Source organism: Clostridium cochlearium, assembly GCF_900187165.1.
In the GTDB taxonomy this organism is placed as follows: Bacteria; Bacillota; Clostridia; order Clostridiales; family Clostridiaceae; genus Clostridium_G; species Clostridium_G cochlearium.
The window spans coordinates 1,126,857-1,143,951 of the sequence record NZ_LT906477.1 but is presented as its reverse complement, the minus strand read 5'-3'; the positions used below and the strand labels follow the sequence as shown (position 1 = coordinate 1,143,951).

18 protein-coding genes are annotated in these 17,095 nt (G+C 28.8%); 17 read left to right on the top strand and 1 reads right to left on the bottom strand.

From position 1 onward, the window contains the following. Positions 1-27: 27 nt before the first annotated feature. Complete coding sequence (locus tag CKV72_RS05525) at positions 28-1,239, bottom strand: amidase domain-containing protein (protein ID WP_095177708.1); 1,212 nt, start codon at positions 1,237-1,239, stop codon at positions 28-30. A 116-nt stretch (positions 1,240-1,355) separates the two neighbouring features. On the opposite strand from CKV72_RS05525, the gene CKV72_RS05520 reads away from it, so the two are divergent. The 17 genes from CKV72_RS05520 to cmk all read left to right on the top strand — a co-directional run bounded on the left by CKV72_RS05520 (position 1,356) and on the right by cmk (position 17,094). Then, a complete protein-coding gene (locus tag CKV72_RS05520) occupies positions 1,356-1,772 on the top strand; it encodes a HutP family protein (protein WP_089866296.1) in 417 nt (138 codons plus the stop codon). Positions 1,773-2,159: 387 nt separating this feature from the next. Continuing rightward, positions 2,160-2,405 (top strand): TM1266 family iron-only hydrogenase system putative regulator, encoded by a 246-nt coding sequence (locus CKV72_RS05515; protein ID WP_089868093.1) that lies wholly within the window; start codon positions 2,160-2,162, stop codon positions 2,403-2,405. 15 nt (positions 2,406-2,420) lie between these two features. Next, a complete protein-coding gene (gene hydE / locus CKV72_RS05510) occupies positions 2,421-3,470 on the top strand; it encodes a [FeFe] hydrogenase H-cluster radical SAM maturase HydE (protein ID WP_089868090.1) in 1,050 nt (349 codons plus the stop codon). Position 3,471: 1 nt separating this feature from the next. Beyond that, positions 3,472-4,887 carry a [FeFe] hydrogenase H-cluster radical SAM maturase HydG gene (hydG, locus tag CKV72_RS05505; RefSeq protein ID WP_089868087.1) on the top strand — a complete coding sequence of 472 codons (1,416 nt, stop codon included), beginning with the start codon at positions 3,472-3,474 and terminating at the stop codon, positions 4,885-4,887. A 12-nt stretch (positions 4,888-4,899) separates the two neighbouring features. Then, complete coding sequence (hydF, locus tag CKV72_RS05500) at positions 4,900-6,093, top strand: [FeFe] hydrogenase H-cluster maturation GTPase HydF (protein WP_095177707.1); 1,194 nt, start codon at positions 4,900-4,902, stop codon at positions 6,091-6,093. 29 nt (positions 6,094-6,122) lie between these two features. After that, the gene (locus CKV72_RS05495) at positions 6,123-6,653 is read left to right on the top strand and encodes an ECF transporter S component (RefSeq protein ID WP_095177706.1); all 531 of its coding nucleotides are present in this window, start codon (positions 6,123-6,125) and stop codon (positions 6,651-6,653) included. A gap of 241 nt (positions 6,654-6,894) precedes the next feature. Next, positions 6,895-8,469: an AbgT family transporter gene (locus tag CKV72_RS05490; RefSeq protein WP_095177705.1), complete on the top strand. Its 1,575-nt coding sequence runs from the start codon at positions 6,895-6,897 to the stop codon at positions 8,467-8,469. A 310-nt stretch (positions 8,470-8,779) separates the two neighbouring features. After that, complete coding sequence (locus CKV72_RS05485; RefSeq protein ID WP_089868075.1) at positions 8,780-9,235, top strand: S-ribosylhomocysteine lyase; 456 nt, start codon at positions 8,780-8,782, stop codon at positions 9,233-9,235. 27 nt (positions 9,236-9,262) lie between these two features. Further along, positions 9,263-9,829 (top strand): nitroreductase family protein, encoded by a 567-nt coding sequence (locus CKV72_RS05480; RefSeq protein WP_089868072.1) that lies wholly within the window; start codon positions 9,263-9,265, stop codon positions 9,827-9,829. Between the two features lie 149 nt (positions 9,830-9,978). Then, on the top strand, positions 9,979-11,379 hold the full coding sequence (locus tag CKV72_RS05475) for a glycosyltransferase family 2 protein (protein ID WP_089868070.1): 1,401 nt from the start codon (positions 9,979-9,981) through the stop codon (positions 11,377-11,379). Between the two features lie 77 nt (positions 11,380-11,456). Beyond that, entirely contained in the window at positions 11,457-12,224 is a 768-nt protein-coding gene (locus tag CKV72_RS05470; RefSeq protein WP_089868068.1) for a ZIP family metal transporter, read from the top strand. A gap of 47 nt (positions 12,225-12,271) precedes the next feature. Beyond that, positions 12,272-12,955 (top strand): pseudouridine synthase, encoded by a 684-nt coding sequence (locus tag CKV72_RS05465; protein WP_238021423.1) that lies wholly within the window; start codon positions 12,272-12,274, stop codon positions 12,953-12,955. Positions 12,956-12,981: 26 nt separating this feature from the next. Beyond that, a complete protein-coding gene (locus tag CKV72_RS05460; RefSeq protein WP_089868063.1) occupies positions 12,982-13,152 on the top strand; it encodes a DUF4264 family protein in 171 nt (56 codons plus the stop codon). A 691-nt stretch (positions 13,153-13,843) separates the two neighbouring features. Next, positions 13,844-14,722, top strand: a complete 879-nt coding sequence (locus CKV72_RS05455; protein ID WP_089864327.1) for a MurR/RpiR family transcriptional regulator — start codon at positions 13,844-13,846, stop codon at positions 14,720-14,722. Positions 14,723-14,774: 52 nt separating this feature from the next. Next, positions 14,775-16,001, top strand: coding sequence for a BaiN/RdsA family NAD(P)/FAD-dependent oxidoreductase (locus CKV72_RS05450; RefSeq protein ID WP_089864342.1), 1,227 nt, complete (start codon positions 14,775-14,777; stop codon positions 15,999-16,001). After that, positions 16,001-16,357, top strand: a complete 357-nt coding sequence (aroH, locus tag CKV72_RS05445; protein WP_089864324.1) for a chorismate mutase — start codon at positions 16,001-16,003, stop codon at positions 16,355-16,357. The genes CKV72_RS05450 and aroH overlap by 1 nt, the downstream gene beginning before the upstream one ends. Positions 16,358-16,419: 62 nt before the next feature. Beyond that, complete coding sequence (gene cmk, locus CKV72_RS05440) at positions 16,420-17,094, top strand: (d)CMP kinase (protein ID WP_089864321.1); 675 nt, start codon at positions 16,420-16,422, stop codon at positions 17,092-17,094. The last annotated feature ends 1 nt before the right edge of the window (position 17,095 follow it).

Genomic DNA, 17,095 nt, shown 5'->3' with positions numbered 1-17,095 from the left:
TATAAAATATAACATTCATGGACTTTTTTATTTTCGTATGTGTATAAGATAAAAAGATATGTCTTTGTCGCCCCAGCCTAAATCCCAAGGCACATTGTATCTATCAGTAGTATGGGAATTTACTAAAGGATATCCTCTAGAATCAAATCCGGTAACTATGGCAAAGTGATCTGTTTTTCCGCCTTTAACATAGCATATAAGATCCCCTAATTCTAATTTTTCACAGGCTCCATTTAAGTAATTATCTGTAGATAAAGCTAATTGTTTAAAAGTACCTTTTTTTATTAATTGTCCTTTTCCACTGTATAAAATATAATTTTTAAAGGTATCTGCATTTACCCATGCCTTGCTTCCTACATGAATACCTTCTTTTTTGCTAAAATGAGAAAACCATGTATAATCCATAGGTATTTCACCAGCTTGTTTATCTGCCAATACTTGAGATGCAAAATTAGTACAATCTCCTCCAATACCTGAATAATTTTTATATTTTTTATTGTACTTATAATCGGTATTTTCATCTTCTATAAAAGCGCCACAATATCTATTAGCATATTCCACAGCTTTTATTCTATTGTATTTTCCACTGTAATTGAAATTCATATCTTTTTCTATTTTAGGTATATCCAAAGTTTCTACCTTAGATAAGTCTATTTCTCTAATTTCTCCAGAATAGGCTTTTAGAGCGTCATGAAAGCAATCTGTATACCAATCATTTGCAATTATCCATTGATTGTTTTTATTAATTAAATTTACGGTATGATCTATACCTGTACCAAATTTATTTTTGGTAGCATTTTCATCATTTTTATAAATGTATTCAAAAGTGTATATTTCCTTTAACCCTAATCTAATATTAGATTTGTTAGAAGATACCCTTTTTAAAATAATCTTAGAATTTATATTTGTAAATTCTATATCTCTTTGGTAAGCCCAAGTTCTTAAGTATTTAACTCTTCTTACTTCTTGATCTAAAGACCATTTACCATATTTTCTAGAAGTATCATAGTATTTAGGTAAACTTTCTAAATCTCCATTAATAAATACTTTACAACGATCATTATAAATTGTTTCTATAACTTCTTTTAATTCATCTTTATCTATTTCTTCACTTAAAGCATTGGATGAAAAAAATGAATTTGTAAAAGATAAATTAGTATCATAAGTCTTAAATATTAAAAAGGAAGCAAAAAATATTATAACTAATGTATATGAAGTGCATTTAAGTGATTTCTTCATGCAAATTGACCCTCCTAAAATTTCAATACAGTATTTTAATATAGTATTTCCCTTATTAAATAAATATATGATATTATATATATATCATTTATATAATATAGTGAAGGGATGATAGAATGAAAATTGATAGCATAGACGTGGCTAAAGCTTCAGTAAGAATGGCTATATCCTCAAGAGAAGAGGAAAAAGTATTAGAGGAACAACTAAAAAAACAGAATATTTTAACAGTGGCAGTGGATGTAGGAGGAAATTTAAATAATTCCATACCTAAAATAGTAGAAAGAGCACTAGTTGCATCTAAAAGATGTGGACTTATACAGGATTGTCATTTACATGATGGCGCTGTAGCAGGAGCTACAAGAGAAGCTATAATTCAAGTTGTATCTAAAGCTAATGGATTAAATGTAGGTGGTAAAATAGGTATTGCAAGATCAGAAGAACATTTAAGTGTATGTTTATTTATGAGTATAGGATTACTTCATTTAAACGAAGTGGTTATTGGATTAGGTCATAGAACTATTGCAGACCTTTAGTTAATGAATAACTAATAGTGAATAATGAACAATTAAGGAGGATTTTCTTCCCTTTGGGCAGAAAATCTTTTGTTTTTTGTGGGCTCGTTAAGCTGTGCTTAACGTCGCTTAGTTCATTTTTCATTAACTAAAAATGTTGTTAAAAGCTTGACAAATTGATAGGGTATAATATAATGTAATTAAATCTTATTTACTGGAGTTTCTGGCAAATAGGATAGGGTAAAATGTTAAGCCTAATTGCAAGGAGTGTGTCTAAGCAAAAGGGAAGGACTATATATTTTAAGTTAATTCTATACAAAATAGTATACGATTGTTGTATAGTTTTTGATTTTGAGATATCCTTCTAGTTTTGCTAGAAGTTTTTTTAATTTAAGGAGGTTTTTTTGCATGAATAAAAGAGTTGGTGTGGTTGGAATTGTGGTAGAGGATTTAGACAGTTCAACTAGAGTAAATGAAGTACTTCATGATTATGCTCATATTATTATAGGAAGAATGGGAGTTCCTTATAAGGAAAGAGAGATAAGTGTAATATCATTAATAGTTGATGGTACTTCTGATGAAATAAGTGCTATGACAGGAAAGATTGGCAAAATATCTGGAGTTACAGTAAAGTCTGCAATTACTAAAAAATAATAGGTGATTATAAATATGAATATAAAAGAAATCATAGATAAAGCATATGAGAAAAGTAATTTGTGCCAAGAAGAAATAGTGGAAATACTTAAAAATGAAGAGGAAGATAATATAAAATATCTTTTTAAAAAAGCTGAACAGACCACTTTAGAGTATTGTGGCAATGAGGTTAATATAAGAGGTATAATTGAGTTCTCAAATTATTGTAGATGTAATTGTTCTTATTGTGGTTTAAATGTAAACAATAAGAAAATAAAAAGATACAGGATGACCAAAGAAGAGATATTAAAGGTTGCTAAAGAAGCCTATAATGCTGGTTATAAAACTCTAGTACTGCAATCAGGAGAGGATTTATTTTATACAAGAGAAGTTATATGTGACATTATAAAATCCATAAAGGAAATTGGAGATATTGCCATAACCCTTAGTATAGGAAAAAGGGATAAAGAAGATTATAGGGCTTTTAAAAAAGCAGGAGGAGATAGATTTTTAATAAAACATGAAACTGCAGATGAAAATTTATTTTCAAAAATACATAAAGGATATAAATTAGAGGATAGAATACAAGCGCTAAAAGATTTAAAAGAGGTGGGGTTCCAAGCAGGAAGCGGATTTATGATAGGACTTCCAACACAAGATTATAATACTCTAGCAAAGGATATTTTGCTTTTAAAAGAATTAGATGTGGATATGGCAGGTATGGGACCATTTATACCTCATCCTCATACAGAGTTAAAGCATGAAGTAAAAGGAGATACACTTTTAACTCTAAAGGTAGTTGCACTTTCAAGAATAATATTAAAAAATGTTCATCTACCGGCCACAACTTCCTTAGGCGTTTTAAATAAGGATCATAAATTTACTTCATTTAAGTGTGGAGCCAATGTTATTATGCAAAAATTAGAACCTTATAATTATAGAAGACTTTATGAAATATATCCTATAGATTTAAAAAAAGAAAAAAGCATAATAGAAGAAAGAGAAGACTTAGAAAAATTTATATTGTCCTCTGGTAGAGATATTGCAAAACACCGAGGGGATACTTTAAAAAAGGAGAGATTTTAAAATGAAAAATGTAAAAGCAGAAGATTTTATAATACATTCAGATATATTAGAGGCTATAGAAAATGGAAAAGAAAAGGCTAAGGACGAAAAATATGTAAGAGAATTGTTAAATAAAGCCTTACAATGTAAGGGATTAACTTATGAAGAGGGTGCTGTTTTATTAAATGTTGAAGATGAACATATTTTAGAAGATATATATAAGGCAGCAAAAATAATAAAAGAAAAGATTTATGGTAAAAGAATAGTACTTTTTGCACCATTGTATATTAGTAATTATTGTGTTAACAACTGTAAATATTGCGGCTATAAATGTGGTAATAGTGATTTTAAAAGAAATAAACTAACTATGGATGAAATAGCTGAGGAAATAAAAGTCTTAGAATCTTTAGGACATAAGAGATTAGCTCTTGAAGCAGGGGAAGATGATGTAAACTGTTCTATTGATTATGTATTAGAAAGTATAAAAAAGATATATTCTCTAAAATTCAATAATGGAAGTATAAGAAGAATAAATGTAAATATTGCAGCTACTACAGTGGAAAACTATAAAAAATTAAAAGATGCTGAAATAGGAACTTATATATTATTCCAAGAAACATATCATAAAGAAACCTATGAAAAAATGCATCCATCAGGACCTAAAAGTGATTACAATTATCATACTACAGCTATGGATAGAGCTAGAATGGCAGGAATTGATGATGTAGGTATAGGTGTATTATATGGACTATATGATTATAAATATGATACTGTTGCTATGCTTATGCATGCAGAACATTTAGAAAAAGCTACAGGAGTAGGACCTCATACCATATCTGTACCAAGAATAAGGGAAGCTGTGGGAATGACATTAAAAGAATATCCTTATTTAGTAAAGGATGAAGATTTCAAAAAGATAGTTGCTATTTTAAGATTATCAGTACCTTATACTGGAATAATACTTTCCACAAGAGAAGAAACAGATTTTAGAGAAGAAGTTATTACTCTAGGAGTATCTCAAGTAAGTGCAGGTTCTTGTACAGGTGTTGGAGGATATTCAAAGGAAAATATGAGAAGACATAAAGGAGAAAAGCCTCAATTTGAATTAGGTGATAATAGATCACCATTAGAAGTAATAAAAAGTCTTTGTAAGTCAGGATATATACCAAGTTATTGCACAGCCTGTTATAGAGAGGGTAGAACTGGGGAAAGATTTATGAGTCTTGCTAAAACTGGAGAAATACAAAATGTATGTCATCCAAATGCTCTATTAACTTTTAAAGAGTTTTTACTAGATTATGGGGATGAAGAAGCTAAAAAATTAGGAGAAGAACTTATAAAAAATTCACTAGAGGATATTCCAAATGAAAAAGTTAAAAACTTGGCAAAAGAAAAATTACAAAGAATTGAAGCGGGAGAAAGAGATTTGAGATTTTAAGGAGGGATTTTTATGCAAGATACTCCTAAGGGGAATAGAATACACATAGCTTTTTTTGGAAAAAGGAACGCAGGAAAATCTAGTATAATTAATGCATTTGCAAATCAACAAGTTTCAATAGTTTCTAATATAGCAGGGACTACAACAGATCCTGTTTATAAGGCTATGGAGTTATTCCCTATAGGTCCTATTATGTTAATAGATACAGCGGGATTAGACGATGAGGGATATATAGGAAATTTGAGAATAGAAAAAACAAAAGAAATTATGGATAAAACAGATATAGCGGTTATTGTAATGGACTGTAAAAATAAAGATTTTCAATATGAAATGTATTTAAAAGAAGAATTGGGCAAAAGAAAAATACCAATGGTTATAACTTTAAATAAAATAGATGAGTCAGATAATTTAGAAGAAGCTATAAGTAGGGCAAAAGAACAGCTTGATAATAATATAGTACCAATTAGTGCTTTACAAAAGGAAAATATAGATAAATTAAAAGAAAAAATAATAGAACAAATACCTTCTAATAATGAAACTACATTATTAGAAGGTATAGTAGAAAAAAAAGATTTAGTACTTTTAATAACACCTCAAGATCTCCAAGCGCCTAAAGGCAGATTAATACTTCCACAAGTACAGGTTTTGAGGGATATATTAGATAAAGGTGCAATGGCTATGGTTTTAAAAGACACTGAATTAAAGGAAGGTCTTAAAAATTTATATAAAAAACCAGATTTAGTTATTACAGATTCACAAATTTTTAACAAAGTAAAAGATATGATACCAATAGATATAAAATTAACTTCTTTTTCTATACTAATGGCTAGGTACAAAGGTGATATAAAATTATTAATAGAAGGTGCTAAAAGCATTAGTTCTTTAAATCCAGGAGATAATATATTAATATCAGAAGCCTGTACTCATCACCCTCTTAAAGGAGATATTGCTAAAGAAAAAATACCTAAACTATTAAAAAAGAAAATAGGAGGAGAAATTAATATAGATTTTTCATCAGGGGGAGATTTTACTAAGAACATAGAAAAATATAAACTCATAATACACTGCGGAGGGTGTATGTTAAATAAAAAACAAATGGTTAATAGGTTAAATAAGGCTAGAGAAAAAAATATTCCTATTACAAATTTTGGAGTGGTATTAGCTTATTTAAATGGAATATTGGATAGAGTATCTGAAATATTTTAAATTTTATTATTTATTAAAGGGGCGATTTTATGAAGGATGTTAAAAAATTAATAAGAGCTTCTCTATTGTTGGCTTTAGCTATAATTGCACAGGCACTGGGAAGAAGCTTTCCTCAAATTAGTCAATTATTTGTAGGATCTATTGTAAATTGTATTTTACTAATATCATCATTAACTTGTAGTACTTATTTAGGAGTTTTAGTAGGAGCACTAACACCAGTACTTGCTTGGGTTATAGGTCAATTACCTGCTCCTATGGGACCTTTTGTACCTTTTATAGCTATAGGAAATGGAATATATATAATTTTCTTTGCTTTAATATATAAAAGAGAAGAAAGTTTTAGAAAGTATTTAAGTTTTATTGTATCATCAATTTTCAAGTATTTCTTTTTATTTCTATCTTCTACCAAATTAATATATGTATTAAATATAAGTATTCCGCAAAAGGTAGCAAACAAATTGGCAATAATGATGGGATTCCCTCAACTTATAACAGCCTTAATAGGAGGAGCATTAGCACTGTTTTTATATGAAATATTGATAAAAAGAAAAGCCATTTAATTAAATAACTGACTGGAATTTGAATAAAATAATTTATTTATCTACATTTTTAGAAAACTATTAATATTTATATAAATCAATAAAAATTACAACAAATGACGTTGAACTATACAAAAATAAAGTTCTTGCATAAAAATCTTCCATATGCTAAAATGTTAATAAAAAATGAACATGAATTATTTCGTTTCGAAATAATTCATGCTTAGTTTTTGTACATTTTTCAAAAAAAGGAGGAGTAAATATGGGGGAAACACAAAAAAATCCAGCAAAAAAGACTAAAAAAGGCGTATTTCAATCTTTTTTGGACTGGGTAGAAAGAGTAGGTAATAAAATGCCTCACCCAGCTATGATTTTTGTTGTATTAAGTATTGCAATTATCATAATTTCACACATATGTGCAAAAGCAGGTGTTAATGTTACAATTGATTTAGTAGACAAAGTAAATGGTGGAATAAACCGTACAAATGTTAAGGCAGTAAGTTTACTAACTCCTGAAGGAATAAGATATATGTTTGAAAGTGCGGAGAAAAACTTTACAGGTTTTGCGCCACTTGGAACAGTGCTTGTAGCTATGCTAGGAGTTGGACTAGCTGAAGAAACTGGATTTATTCAAGCTATTTTAAGAAGAAGTGTCATGGGAGCACCTAAAAAACTTATAACTCCAATTATTGTTCTTGCAGGTGTTATGTCCAATATTGCATCTGATGCAGGATACGTAGTACTTATACCTTTAGGTGCAATGATATTTGCAAGTTTTGGAAGACATCCTCTTGCAGGTATAGCTGCAGCTTTTGCAGGTGTATCGGGAGGATTTAGTGCAAACTTACTTATAGGAACTACAGACCCACTACTTGGAGGAATTACTACAGAGGCTGCTAAATTAGTAGATCCATCTTATGTAGTAACACCTACTGCAAACTATTACTTTATGGTGGCATCTACATTTTTAATAACCATAGTTGGTACTTTTGTTACAGACAAAATTGTAGAGCCAAGGCTTGGAAAGTATGAAGGTGTACAAGTAGATTTGGGAACTGGAGATTTAAATGCTGAAGAGAAAAAAGCTCTTAAAGCTTCTAGAATTGCTTTTTTAGTATTTATATTATTTATAGCAGCATTAATAGGTCCACAAAATGGAGTTTTAAGACATCCTGAGACTCATAAAATTTTAGGAAAAACTCCATTTATGAATGCATTAGTTCCAATAATTGCAATATTCTTTGCAGTACCAGGTATTGCATATGGTATTTCAATAGGTAAAATTAAAAAATCTAAAGACGTTGCAAATGCTATGGGAAAAGCTATGTCAGGTATGGGAGGATATTTAGTATTAGTATTCTTTGCTGCTCAATTTGTAGCATATTTTAATCATACTAATTTAGGAACAATATTATCATATAACGGTGGTAAATTTCTACAATCCACAGGTTTTACAGGTATTCCTTTAATTGTATCTTTTGTTTTAGTTGCAGCATTCTTAAACTTATTTATGGGTTCTGCATCTGCAAAATGGGCTATTATGGCTCCAATATTTGTTCCAATGTTTATGGCTATAGGATTCTCACCAGAATTCACTCAAGCAGCTTATAGAATAGGTGACTCATGTACAAACATAATTACACCTCTTATGTCATACTTTGCATTAATAGTTTCTTTTGCAGAGCAATATGATGAGGATGCCGGAATAGGAACATTAATATCTACAATGTTACCATACGCAATTCTATTCTTAGTAGGATGGACAATATTACTTATATTCTGGTACAAATTTAATATTCCAATAGGAGTAAGTGCTCCAATACATTTAATACGATAAGTAAAAAACCCCTTTAAAGGGGTTTTTTTAATGAACAATTAATAGTGAACAATGAATAATTATGGATAACTTTTCTCCATTAACATTTCGAAAAGTTTTTAATTTTATAAAACCTTGATACTCAGTAAAGTTGAATAACTACAGAAAAAACAACTATCTATAATTGTTCATTATCCATTATTAGTTATTCACTGACATAATATTGTTTACATAATAATTATTATGTATTAAAATAAAAATGTAAACCATACTTATAATTATTACCAAAATAATATATAATATATATATGACTACAAAGGAGGAATTGTAAATGAAAAAAGTAGAGAGTTTTGAATTAGATCATAGAAATGTAATTGCACCATACGTTAGAAAGGCAGCTATAGAGAAAGGTGAATTAGGTGATATTGTATCTAAATTTGATTTAAGACTTGTACAGCCTAATGAAGAAGAAATACCTACAGCAGCAATGCATACATTAGAGCATTTATTAGCTACTTATTTAAGGGAAGAGTTAAAAGGGTTAATAGATATTTCACCTATGGGATGTAGAACTGGTTTTTATTTAATTATATGGGGGAATAGAGAACCAAAAGAAATAAGAGATGCTCTTAAAAATTCTTTAGAAAAAGTTATAAACACAACCAAAGTTCCAGCTACAAATGAAATTCAATGTGGTAATTATAGAGATCATTCATTATTTGCTGCTATAGAATATGCAAAAAAAATATTAAGTAAGGATATTAGAATAGATTTCTTAAAAAAATAAATTAAAAATATAGAAAGAGGGATTTTTATGCAAAGGGAATTTAATTTTGATATTATAGATGAAATTAAAAATAGATGGTCACCAAGAGCTTTTAGCAATGAAGAAGTAAAAAAAGAAGATATTTTAGCTATGTTAGAAGCAGCAAGATATGCTCCTTCTTGTTTTAATGAACAGCCATGGAAATTTATACTTTCTTACGAATTAGATGATTTAAATTTAATAAGAAGTATATTAGTTGATAGCAATAGACTCTGGGCTGATAGAGCACCAGCTTTCGTATCTATATTAGCTAAGAAAAAATTCGACTTAGATGGCAGAGATAATTTTTGGTCTAAATTTGATGCCGGAACAGCTTGGGGATATCTATCCTTAGAAGCAGAAAAAAGAGGATTAATAACTCATGCTATGGGAGGATTTAAAAAGGATTTAGCAAGAGAACGATTAAATATACCAGATGAATATGAACTAATAGCAGTAGTTGCTATTGGAAAACTAGGTAATAAAGAAGAACTTGCAACAGATGCACTAAGAGAACAAGAAAATCCTGGTACTAGAAAAAAATTAGAAGATATATATGTAGAAGGTAAATTTTAAATAATTTATACAAAATAAACAAATTATAAATTATTTCTTAATTCATTCTTAATTTATATATAAGCATTAAAAATTATTAGCACTATATTAAAAATTATGCTATTATAAAACATGGCATCAAAAATACAATAAAGTGTGGAAGTGATATTTTGAACAATTTTGTTTTTTTAGCTACATCAGTTTTTCAAATAGTAGTTTTTTTGATGACTATGTATTACTTTATACTATCTCTTTTTGGACTTCATAAAAAAGACGAAGTAGATGGCAATTTAGTAAAACCAGAAAAAACTTTTGCTTTAATCGTAGCAGCACATAATGAAGAAACTGTAATAGGTCATATAATTGACAGTTTAAAAAAACTGGACTACCCTGATAATTTATATGATATATTCGTTATTGCAGACAACTGTACAGATGATACAGCTAAAATTTCCAAGAAACTAGATGTCAATGTATTTGAAAGAAATGTTCCTAGCAAAAGAGGAAAGGGTTATGCCTTAGAATGGATGTTTGACAAGATATTTAAAATGGAAAAAAAATATGATGCTATTGCTGTATTTGATGCAGATAATTTAGTTTCAGCAAACTTCTTGAAGGAAATGAATGCTAAACTATTGGATGGATATAAAGTGGTACAAGGCTATATTGATAGCAAAAATCCTGAAGATTCTTGGATTACTCAGTCTTATTCTATATCCTTTTGGACAGCAAATAGACTTTTCCAATTAGCAAGATGGAATTTAGGACTTTCTAATCAAATAGGTGGTACGGGATTTTGTATGGAAACGGATATATTAAAACAATTGGGATGGGGAGCTACCTGCTTAACAGAGGATTTAGAGTTTACCTGTAAATTAGTTTTAAATGGTCATAAAGTAGGTTGGAGCCATAATGCTATAGTTTATGATGAAAAACCATTAACATTAAAACAATCCTGGTCTCAAAGGAAAAGATGGATGCAGGGGTTTGCTGATGTATCATCTAGATTTTTCGCAAAACTTATGAAAAAAGCAATAAAAGATAGGGACTTTAGGGCCTTTGACTGTGCTCTATATTCTATACAACCATTTTTTACTTTATTACTTGCTATATCAGCTATACTAACTATGATGCAAAATAGTTCTGCAAATGGATTAAATATATTTGTAATTAATAGTTTATTTGCTCCTTGGATATGGAAAGTTTTTAGTATATTCCAGTTTTTATTTACTCCTTTTATAATGCTTTTAGAAGAGAAACTTCATAAGAAGATGTTTTTTGTATTTTCTATCTATTCACTTAACATTTTCTTTAATGAAATAATATTTGGTAACAATCCAAAATTATTTGAAGTAGTATTAGGAAGTATTTTATATTTTTCTTTATTTGTATTAATATTATTCATTTTTAATAAAAAACATTACATAACCCTATTTATATGGTATTTACTATATGGTTTTTATACATTAACCTGGATTCCTATTACTGTACAGGGTATACTAAATAAAAATAATAAAGAATGGAGTCATACAAAACATACAAGGAAAATTACTATTCAAGATGTAGAGTAAAGAAATACTCTAAAATTGCAAATATTATAATAGAGAGGTATTTCTACCTCTCTATTATTGTTTAAGGAGGGTTTAAAATGGATAATATAATATTCATAGGATTTTTGGGAAGTTTAGCTGCTGGAATGGCTACAGCTGTTGGCTCAATACCAGTATTTTTCACTAAAAAAGTATCTCATAAATACTTAGACGGTATGCTTGGATTTGCAGCAGGCGTTATGTTAGCAGCTACTTGCTTTAGTCTTATAATACCTTCTATAGAATATGGTGGTGGAGGTATAAATGCAGTACTTATTACTGCTTTAGGAATATTTTTAGGCGCAGTACTTATAGATGTAATAGATAAATATGCTCCCCATGAACATATTTTATTTTCAAATAGAAAAGAAGGTGTATCGTCATCTCTTTCAAAAGTATGGTTATTTATATTGGCAATAACTATTCACAATTTTCCAGAAGGATTAGCTGTAGGTGTTGGCTTTGGAAGTGGTAATATAGCTGATGGAATATCCTTAGCCATTGGTATAGGACTTCAAAATATGCCAGAAGGATTAGCCGTAGCTTTAGCCCTTGTAAGAGAAAATTATCCTGCTAAAAAAGCTTTTCTAATAGCTTTATTAACAGGTTTAGTAGAGCCAATAGGTGGAATTATAGGTATAACATTAGTACAAATTGCAGAACCTGTACTGCCATTTATATTAGCCTTTGCAGGTGGGGCTATGTTATTTGTAATCAGTGATGAAATCATACCAGAAACTCATAGACATGGATTTGAAAGAATAGCTACATATGGTCTAATAATAGGATTTATAATAATGATGATAATGGACATAACATTAGGTTAAACTTTAATAAAAGGAGTGTATAAAAATTGGAAAGACTTCAAAAGTATATGGCTAGCTGTGGTGTAGATTCAAGAAGGAAATGTGAAGATATAATATTACAAGGAAGGGTAAAAATAAATGGAGATTTAGTAAAGGAACTAGGCATTAAAGTAAATCCTGAAAAAGATATTGTTACTGTTGATAATAAAATAATAAAAAAAGAAGAAAATAAAAAATATATAGCTTTAAATAAACCCACTGGATATATTTCCTCAGTAAAAGATGACAGGGGACGTAAAACCATATTAGATCTTGTAGATGTAAAAGAGAGAATATATCCAATAGGTAGATTAGACTATGATACTTCAGGATTAATATTGCTTACAAATGATGGTGATTTTTATAATAAAGTTATACATCCCAGCCAAGAAAAAGAAAAGGTCTATGTTGCAACTATTAAAGGAATTCCCACCAGCCATGAATTACATAATTTTAAAAAAGGTCTAGTAATTGATGATTATCTAACTTCACCATCAAAAATAGAAATTCTTTCAATACAAAATGGCAATGCAAAAGTTAAAATATCCATAATAGAAGGAAGAAATAGACAAGTAAGAAAGATGTGTGAAAAAATAAATCACCCAGTAATAAAATTAAAAAGAATTTCCATAGCACATATAGAATTAGGAGATTTGCCTATAGGAAATTGGAGATATCTCACTCAGGCTGAAATAGATAAATTTAATAATTAAATAAAAGTGTTTTAGGAGGTTTTTATATGAACGAAAAAAAAGGATTAACTATATTAGCTTCAAAAGAATTTGAGTACTATGAAGATATGTATAAGGTAGTTGATTATTTAAATAAAAATCTAGGAGAAACTGATTTAATTTTTGGATTAAGTGAAGAAAACAATAATCATGTAATTACAATATATAAAGAAGAATGATTCGTAAAATAGGAATAACTAATAATGAACAGTGAATAATGAAGGATATTTTTCTTCGCTTTGCTCTGAAAAATTTTAATCTTATTTTGTGGGTCCTTCACTTCGCTGAACATCGCTTGTTTCAGAGGACATAGGACAATTGACATAGGACAGTGAAGGACACTTTTCTTCGTTACACTCAGAAAAGTTTTAATTTAATTTTATTTGTTAAAGATAGTTGTAGCATAAAAAACTCGTTCAGCAAAGCTGAACATCGAAGATATCTTAGATTTATCTAATATATAAAGGTTTAGTTTTAACTAAACCCAAAGATCTTATAAAATTAAAAACTTTTCGTAATGTTAATGGAGAAAAGTTGTCAATCATTCTCCACTTTCCATTCTCCATTTTCAATTCTAACTAATAAGATTAAAGATTTTCTGACATAAGGAGGAAAATCATCCCTCATTGTCCTCTGTCAAATGTCAAATGTCAAATGAACTGTCCTCTGTCAATTGTAAAATCTAGCAAAATGGAGAAAAATAACCTTAATTGTTCATTATTCATTGTTATTTGTTCATTATTCATAAAATAAAATAGCTTGCATACAGCTATTTTATTTTATGAATGTGGTGTTGATAATATATTCAATAGATGATAAAATGAAATAAATATTGCATTATTCCGGAAACATAGGAAAGGATTGATTAAAGTGGAGGGTGAAAATCAAGATTTAATAAAAACCATTCAAATAAAATTCCCAAGATTGAGCAAAGGTCAAAAGTTAATTGCAGAATATATACTAAAGCATTACGATAAAGCAGCTTTTTTAACCGCTGCTAAATTAGGTTCTAGTGTGGGTGTAAGTGAATCTACTGTAGTAAGATTTGCTAATGAACTCGGATTTAGTGGATATCCTAAATTGCAAAAAGCTTTACAAGAACTTATAAAAAATAAACTGACAACTGTTCAGCGTATAGAACTTTCAAATGACTTTATAGATCAAGAATCTACTCTTAAAAGCGTGTTAAAATCCGATATGGAAAATATAAGATACACTTTAGAAAAAATAAATCACAAAACCTTTGATGATGTAGTAGATAGTATATTTAGTGCAAAACGCATATATATAGTAGGTCTTAGAAGTTCTATGCCTATAGCAGAATTTTTAGGATTTTATCTTAATTTAATATTAGATAACGCAAAAGTTATAAGCTATGGCGTAAGTGATATTTTTGAACAAATGATGAATGTGTCTAAAGGGGATTTAGTAATAGGCATAGGCTTTCCAAGATATGCTGCACGAACTATAGAAGCCCTAGATTATGCACAAAGCAATGAAGCTACAGTTGTAGCTATTACAGATAGCCTTTTATCTCCTCTAGCCGCTAGAGCTAACTATACATTAATAGCCCAAAGTAATATGGCTTCCTTTGTAGATTCATTAGTAGCTCCTCTAAGTGTGGTAAATGCATTAATAATTGCAGTAGGATTAAGAGAAAAAGATAAAATTTCTTCTACTTTCGCTAAATTAGAAAACATTTGGGAAGAATATGAGGTATACTCTTATAAAGAGAGAAGAAGGGATTAAATTAAACGAACCTCTAGGGTTCGTTTCTTCTATTTTAGGAGGTAATAAAAATATGAAAAAGGTAATAGTTATCGGTGGAGGTCCTGCTGGTATGATGGCAGCTATAACTGCTGCTGATAAATATAAGGTTTTTTTAATAGAAAGAAATGAAAAATTAGGTAAAAAACTTTTTATAACAGGAAAGGGAAGATGTAATGTTACTAATAAAAAGGATATAAGCGATTTTTTTGATTATATTCCTGGTAACCCAGAATTTTTGTATAGTTCTTTATACACTTTTACTAATGAAAACACTATAGAATTTTTTAATAGTAGAAATACACCTTTAAAAACAGAAAGAGGGGATAGAGTATTTCCTAAATCTGATAAATCTTCTGATATAATAAAAGCTTTAGAAAAAGAACTAGAAGATAAAGGCGTTAAAATAATGCTTAATAGCCCAGTAAGGGATATTAAAGTTAAAAATAATCTAATCCATTCTGTAATACTACAAAATGGATTAGAAATTGAAGGAGACTATTTTATTATAGCTACAGGAGGAGCATCTTATCCTCAAACTGGTTCTACAGGTGATGGATATAAATTTGCTTCAAAAGTAGGCCATAAAATATCAAATATAAAGCCTGCATTAGTTCCTTTAGAAATAGAAGATCCATGGGTTAAAAATTTACAGGGACTTTCTTTAAAAAATGTAGAGTTAAAAATAATAAACAGTAAATCTAAAGAAGTATATAAAGATTTTGGAGAAATGCTATTTACCCATTTTGGAATATCTGGTCCCATAGTATTAAGTTCCAGTAGATATGTTAAAGAAAATGAAGATCAATATGCAGTTTTAAATTTAAAACCTGCTTTAACCTTTGAAGAATTAGACAAAAGAATTCAAAAGGACTTTAATAAGTACATAAATAAGGATTTTAAAAATTCCTTAAATGACTTACTGCCTAAAAAATTAATAGATACTATAATAAAATTATCTAATATTCCAGAAGATAAAAAAGTAAATTCCATAACTAAAGAAGAAAGAAGAAATCTTTGTAGCTTAATACAAAATTTAAAAATGAAAATAAAAGGTTTTAGACCTATAAAAGAAGCTATAGTAACTTCTGGTGGTATAAATGTAGATGAAATAAATCCTTCTAATATGCAATCTAAAATTATACCTAATTTACATTTTGCAGGCGAAGTAATAGATGTAGATGGATATACTGGAGGATTTAATATACAAATAGCTTTTTCTACAGGATATCTTGCAGGAACAATGGTAGGTGATAAATAATGTATGCTATAAGAGGGGCCATATCTATAGAAAAAAATTCAGTAAAGGATATAAAGGATAAAACCCTTGAGCTATTTGAGAATATTTTTAGAGAAAATAAAATAGATAAAAATGATATAGTATCCATTATATTTTCCTGCACAAAGGATATAGATAAAGCTTATCCTGGTAAATTTATTAGAGAAAAATATAATTTAAATAAAATTGGAATAATGCATTTTAATGAAATGGAAGTAGAAAACTCTCTAAATTTGTGTATAAGAGTTCTTATATTATTAAATGGATATAATCCTAATGTAAAATATGTTTATCTAGGTGAAGCTAAAAAATTAAGAAATGATTTACTCGAAAAATAGAGGATTTTTGTATTTTATACAGAATATAAACATTATATTTAAAAAGAAAGGAAGTATCTATGTTGAAAGTACTTGTAGCAATTGATGGACCTGCTGGAGCTGGTAAAAGTACTATTGCAAAATTAGTAGCAAAAAAATTTGATTTAATGTATATAGACACAGGTGCTATGTATAGAGCTATAACTTATTTGGCTCAAATTAGAAATATACCCCCTTCTAATGTAGAAGGATTATGTAATTTAATAAACTCTATTTCTATGTATTTTGAAAATGGTAAAATAATAGTAAATGGAGAGGATTTAAGTGCTGAAATAAGAGATCCTAATGTAAGTGGTAATGTTTCTTTATATGCATCAATTCCAGAGGTAAGAACCCTTTTAGTTAAACTTCAAAAAGATTTAGCTTCTGAATACGAAGTAGTAATGGATGGGAGAGATATAGGCACTGTAGTAATGCCCAATGCTCCATTTAAATTTTTCCTAACAGCTACTCCAGAAATTAGGGCTGACAGAAGGTATAAGGAATTAAAAGAAAAAAATCAACAAATAGAATATAAAGACATTTTAGAAGAAATAATAAAAAGAGATTATATTGACTCTAATAGAAAAACTTCTCCTTTAAAAAAGGCAAAAGATGCAATAGAAATTGACACTACAAACTACACTATAGAAGAAGTGGTAGATGAAATAAGTAATTTAATACAAAACACAATAATAAAAAGAAGGAAAGATTCATAAA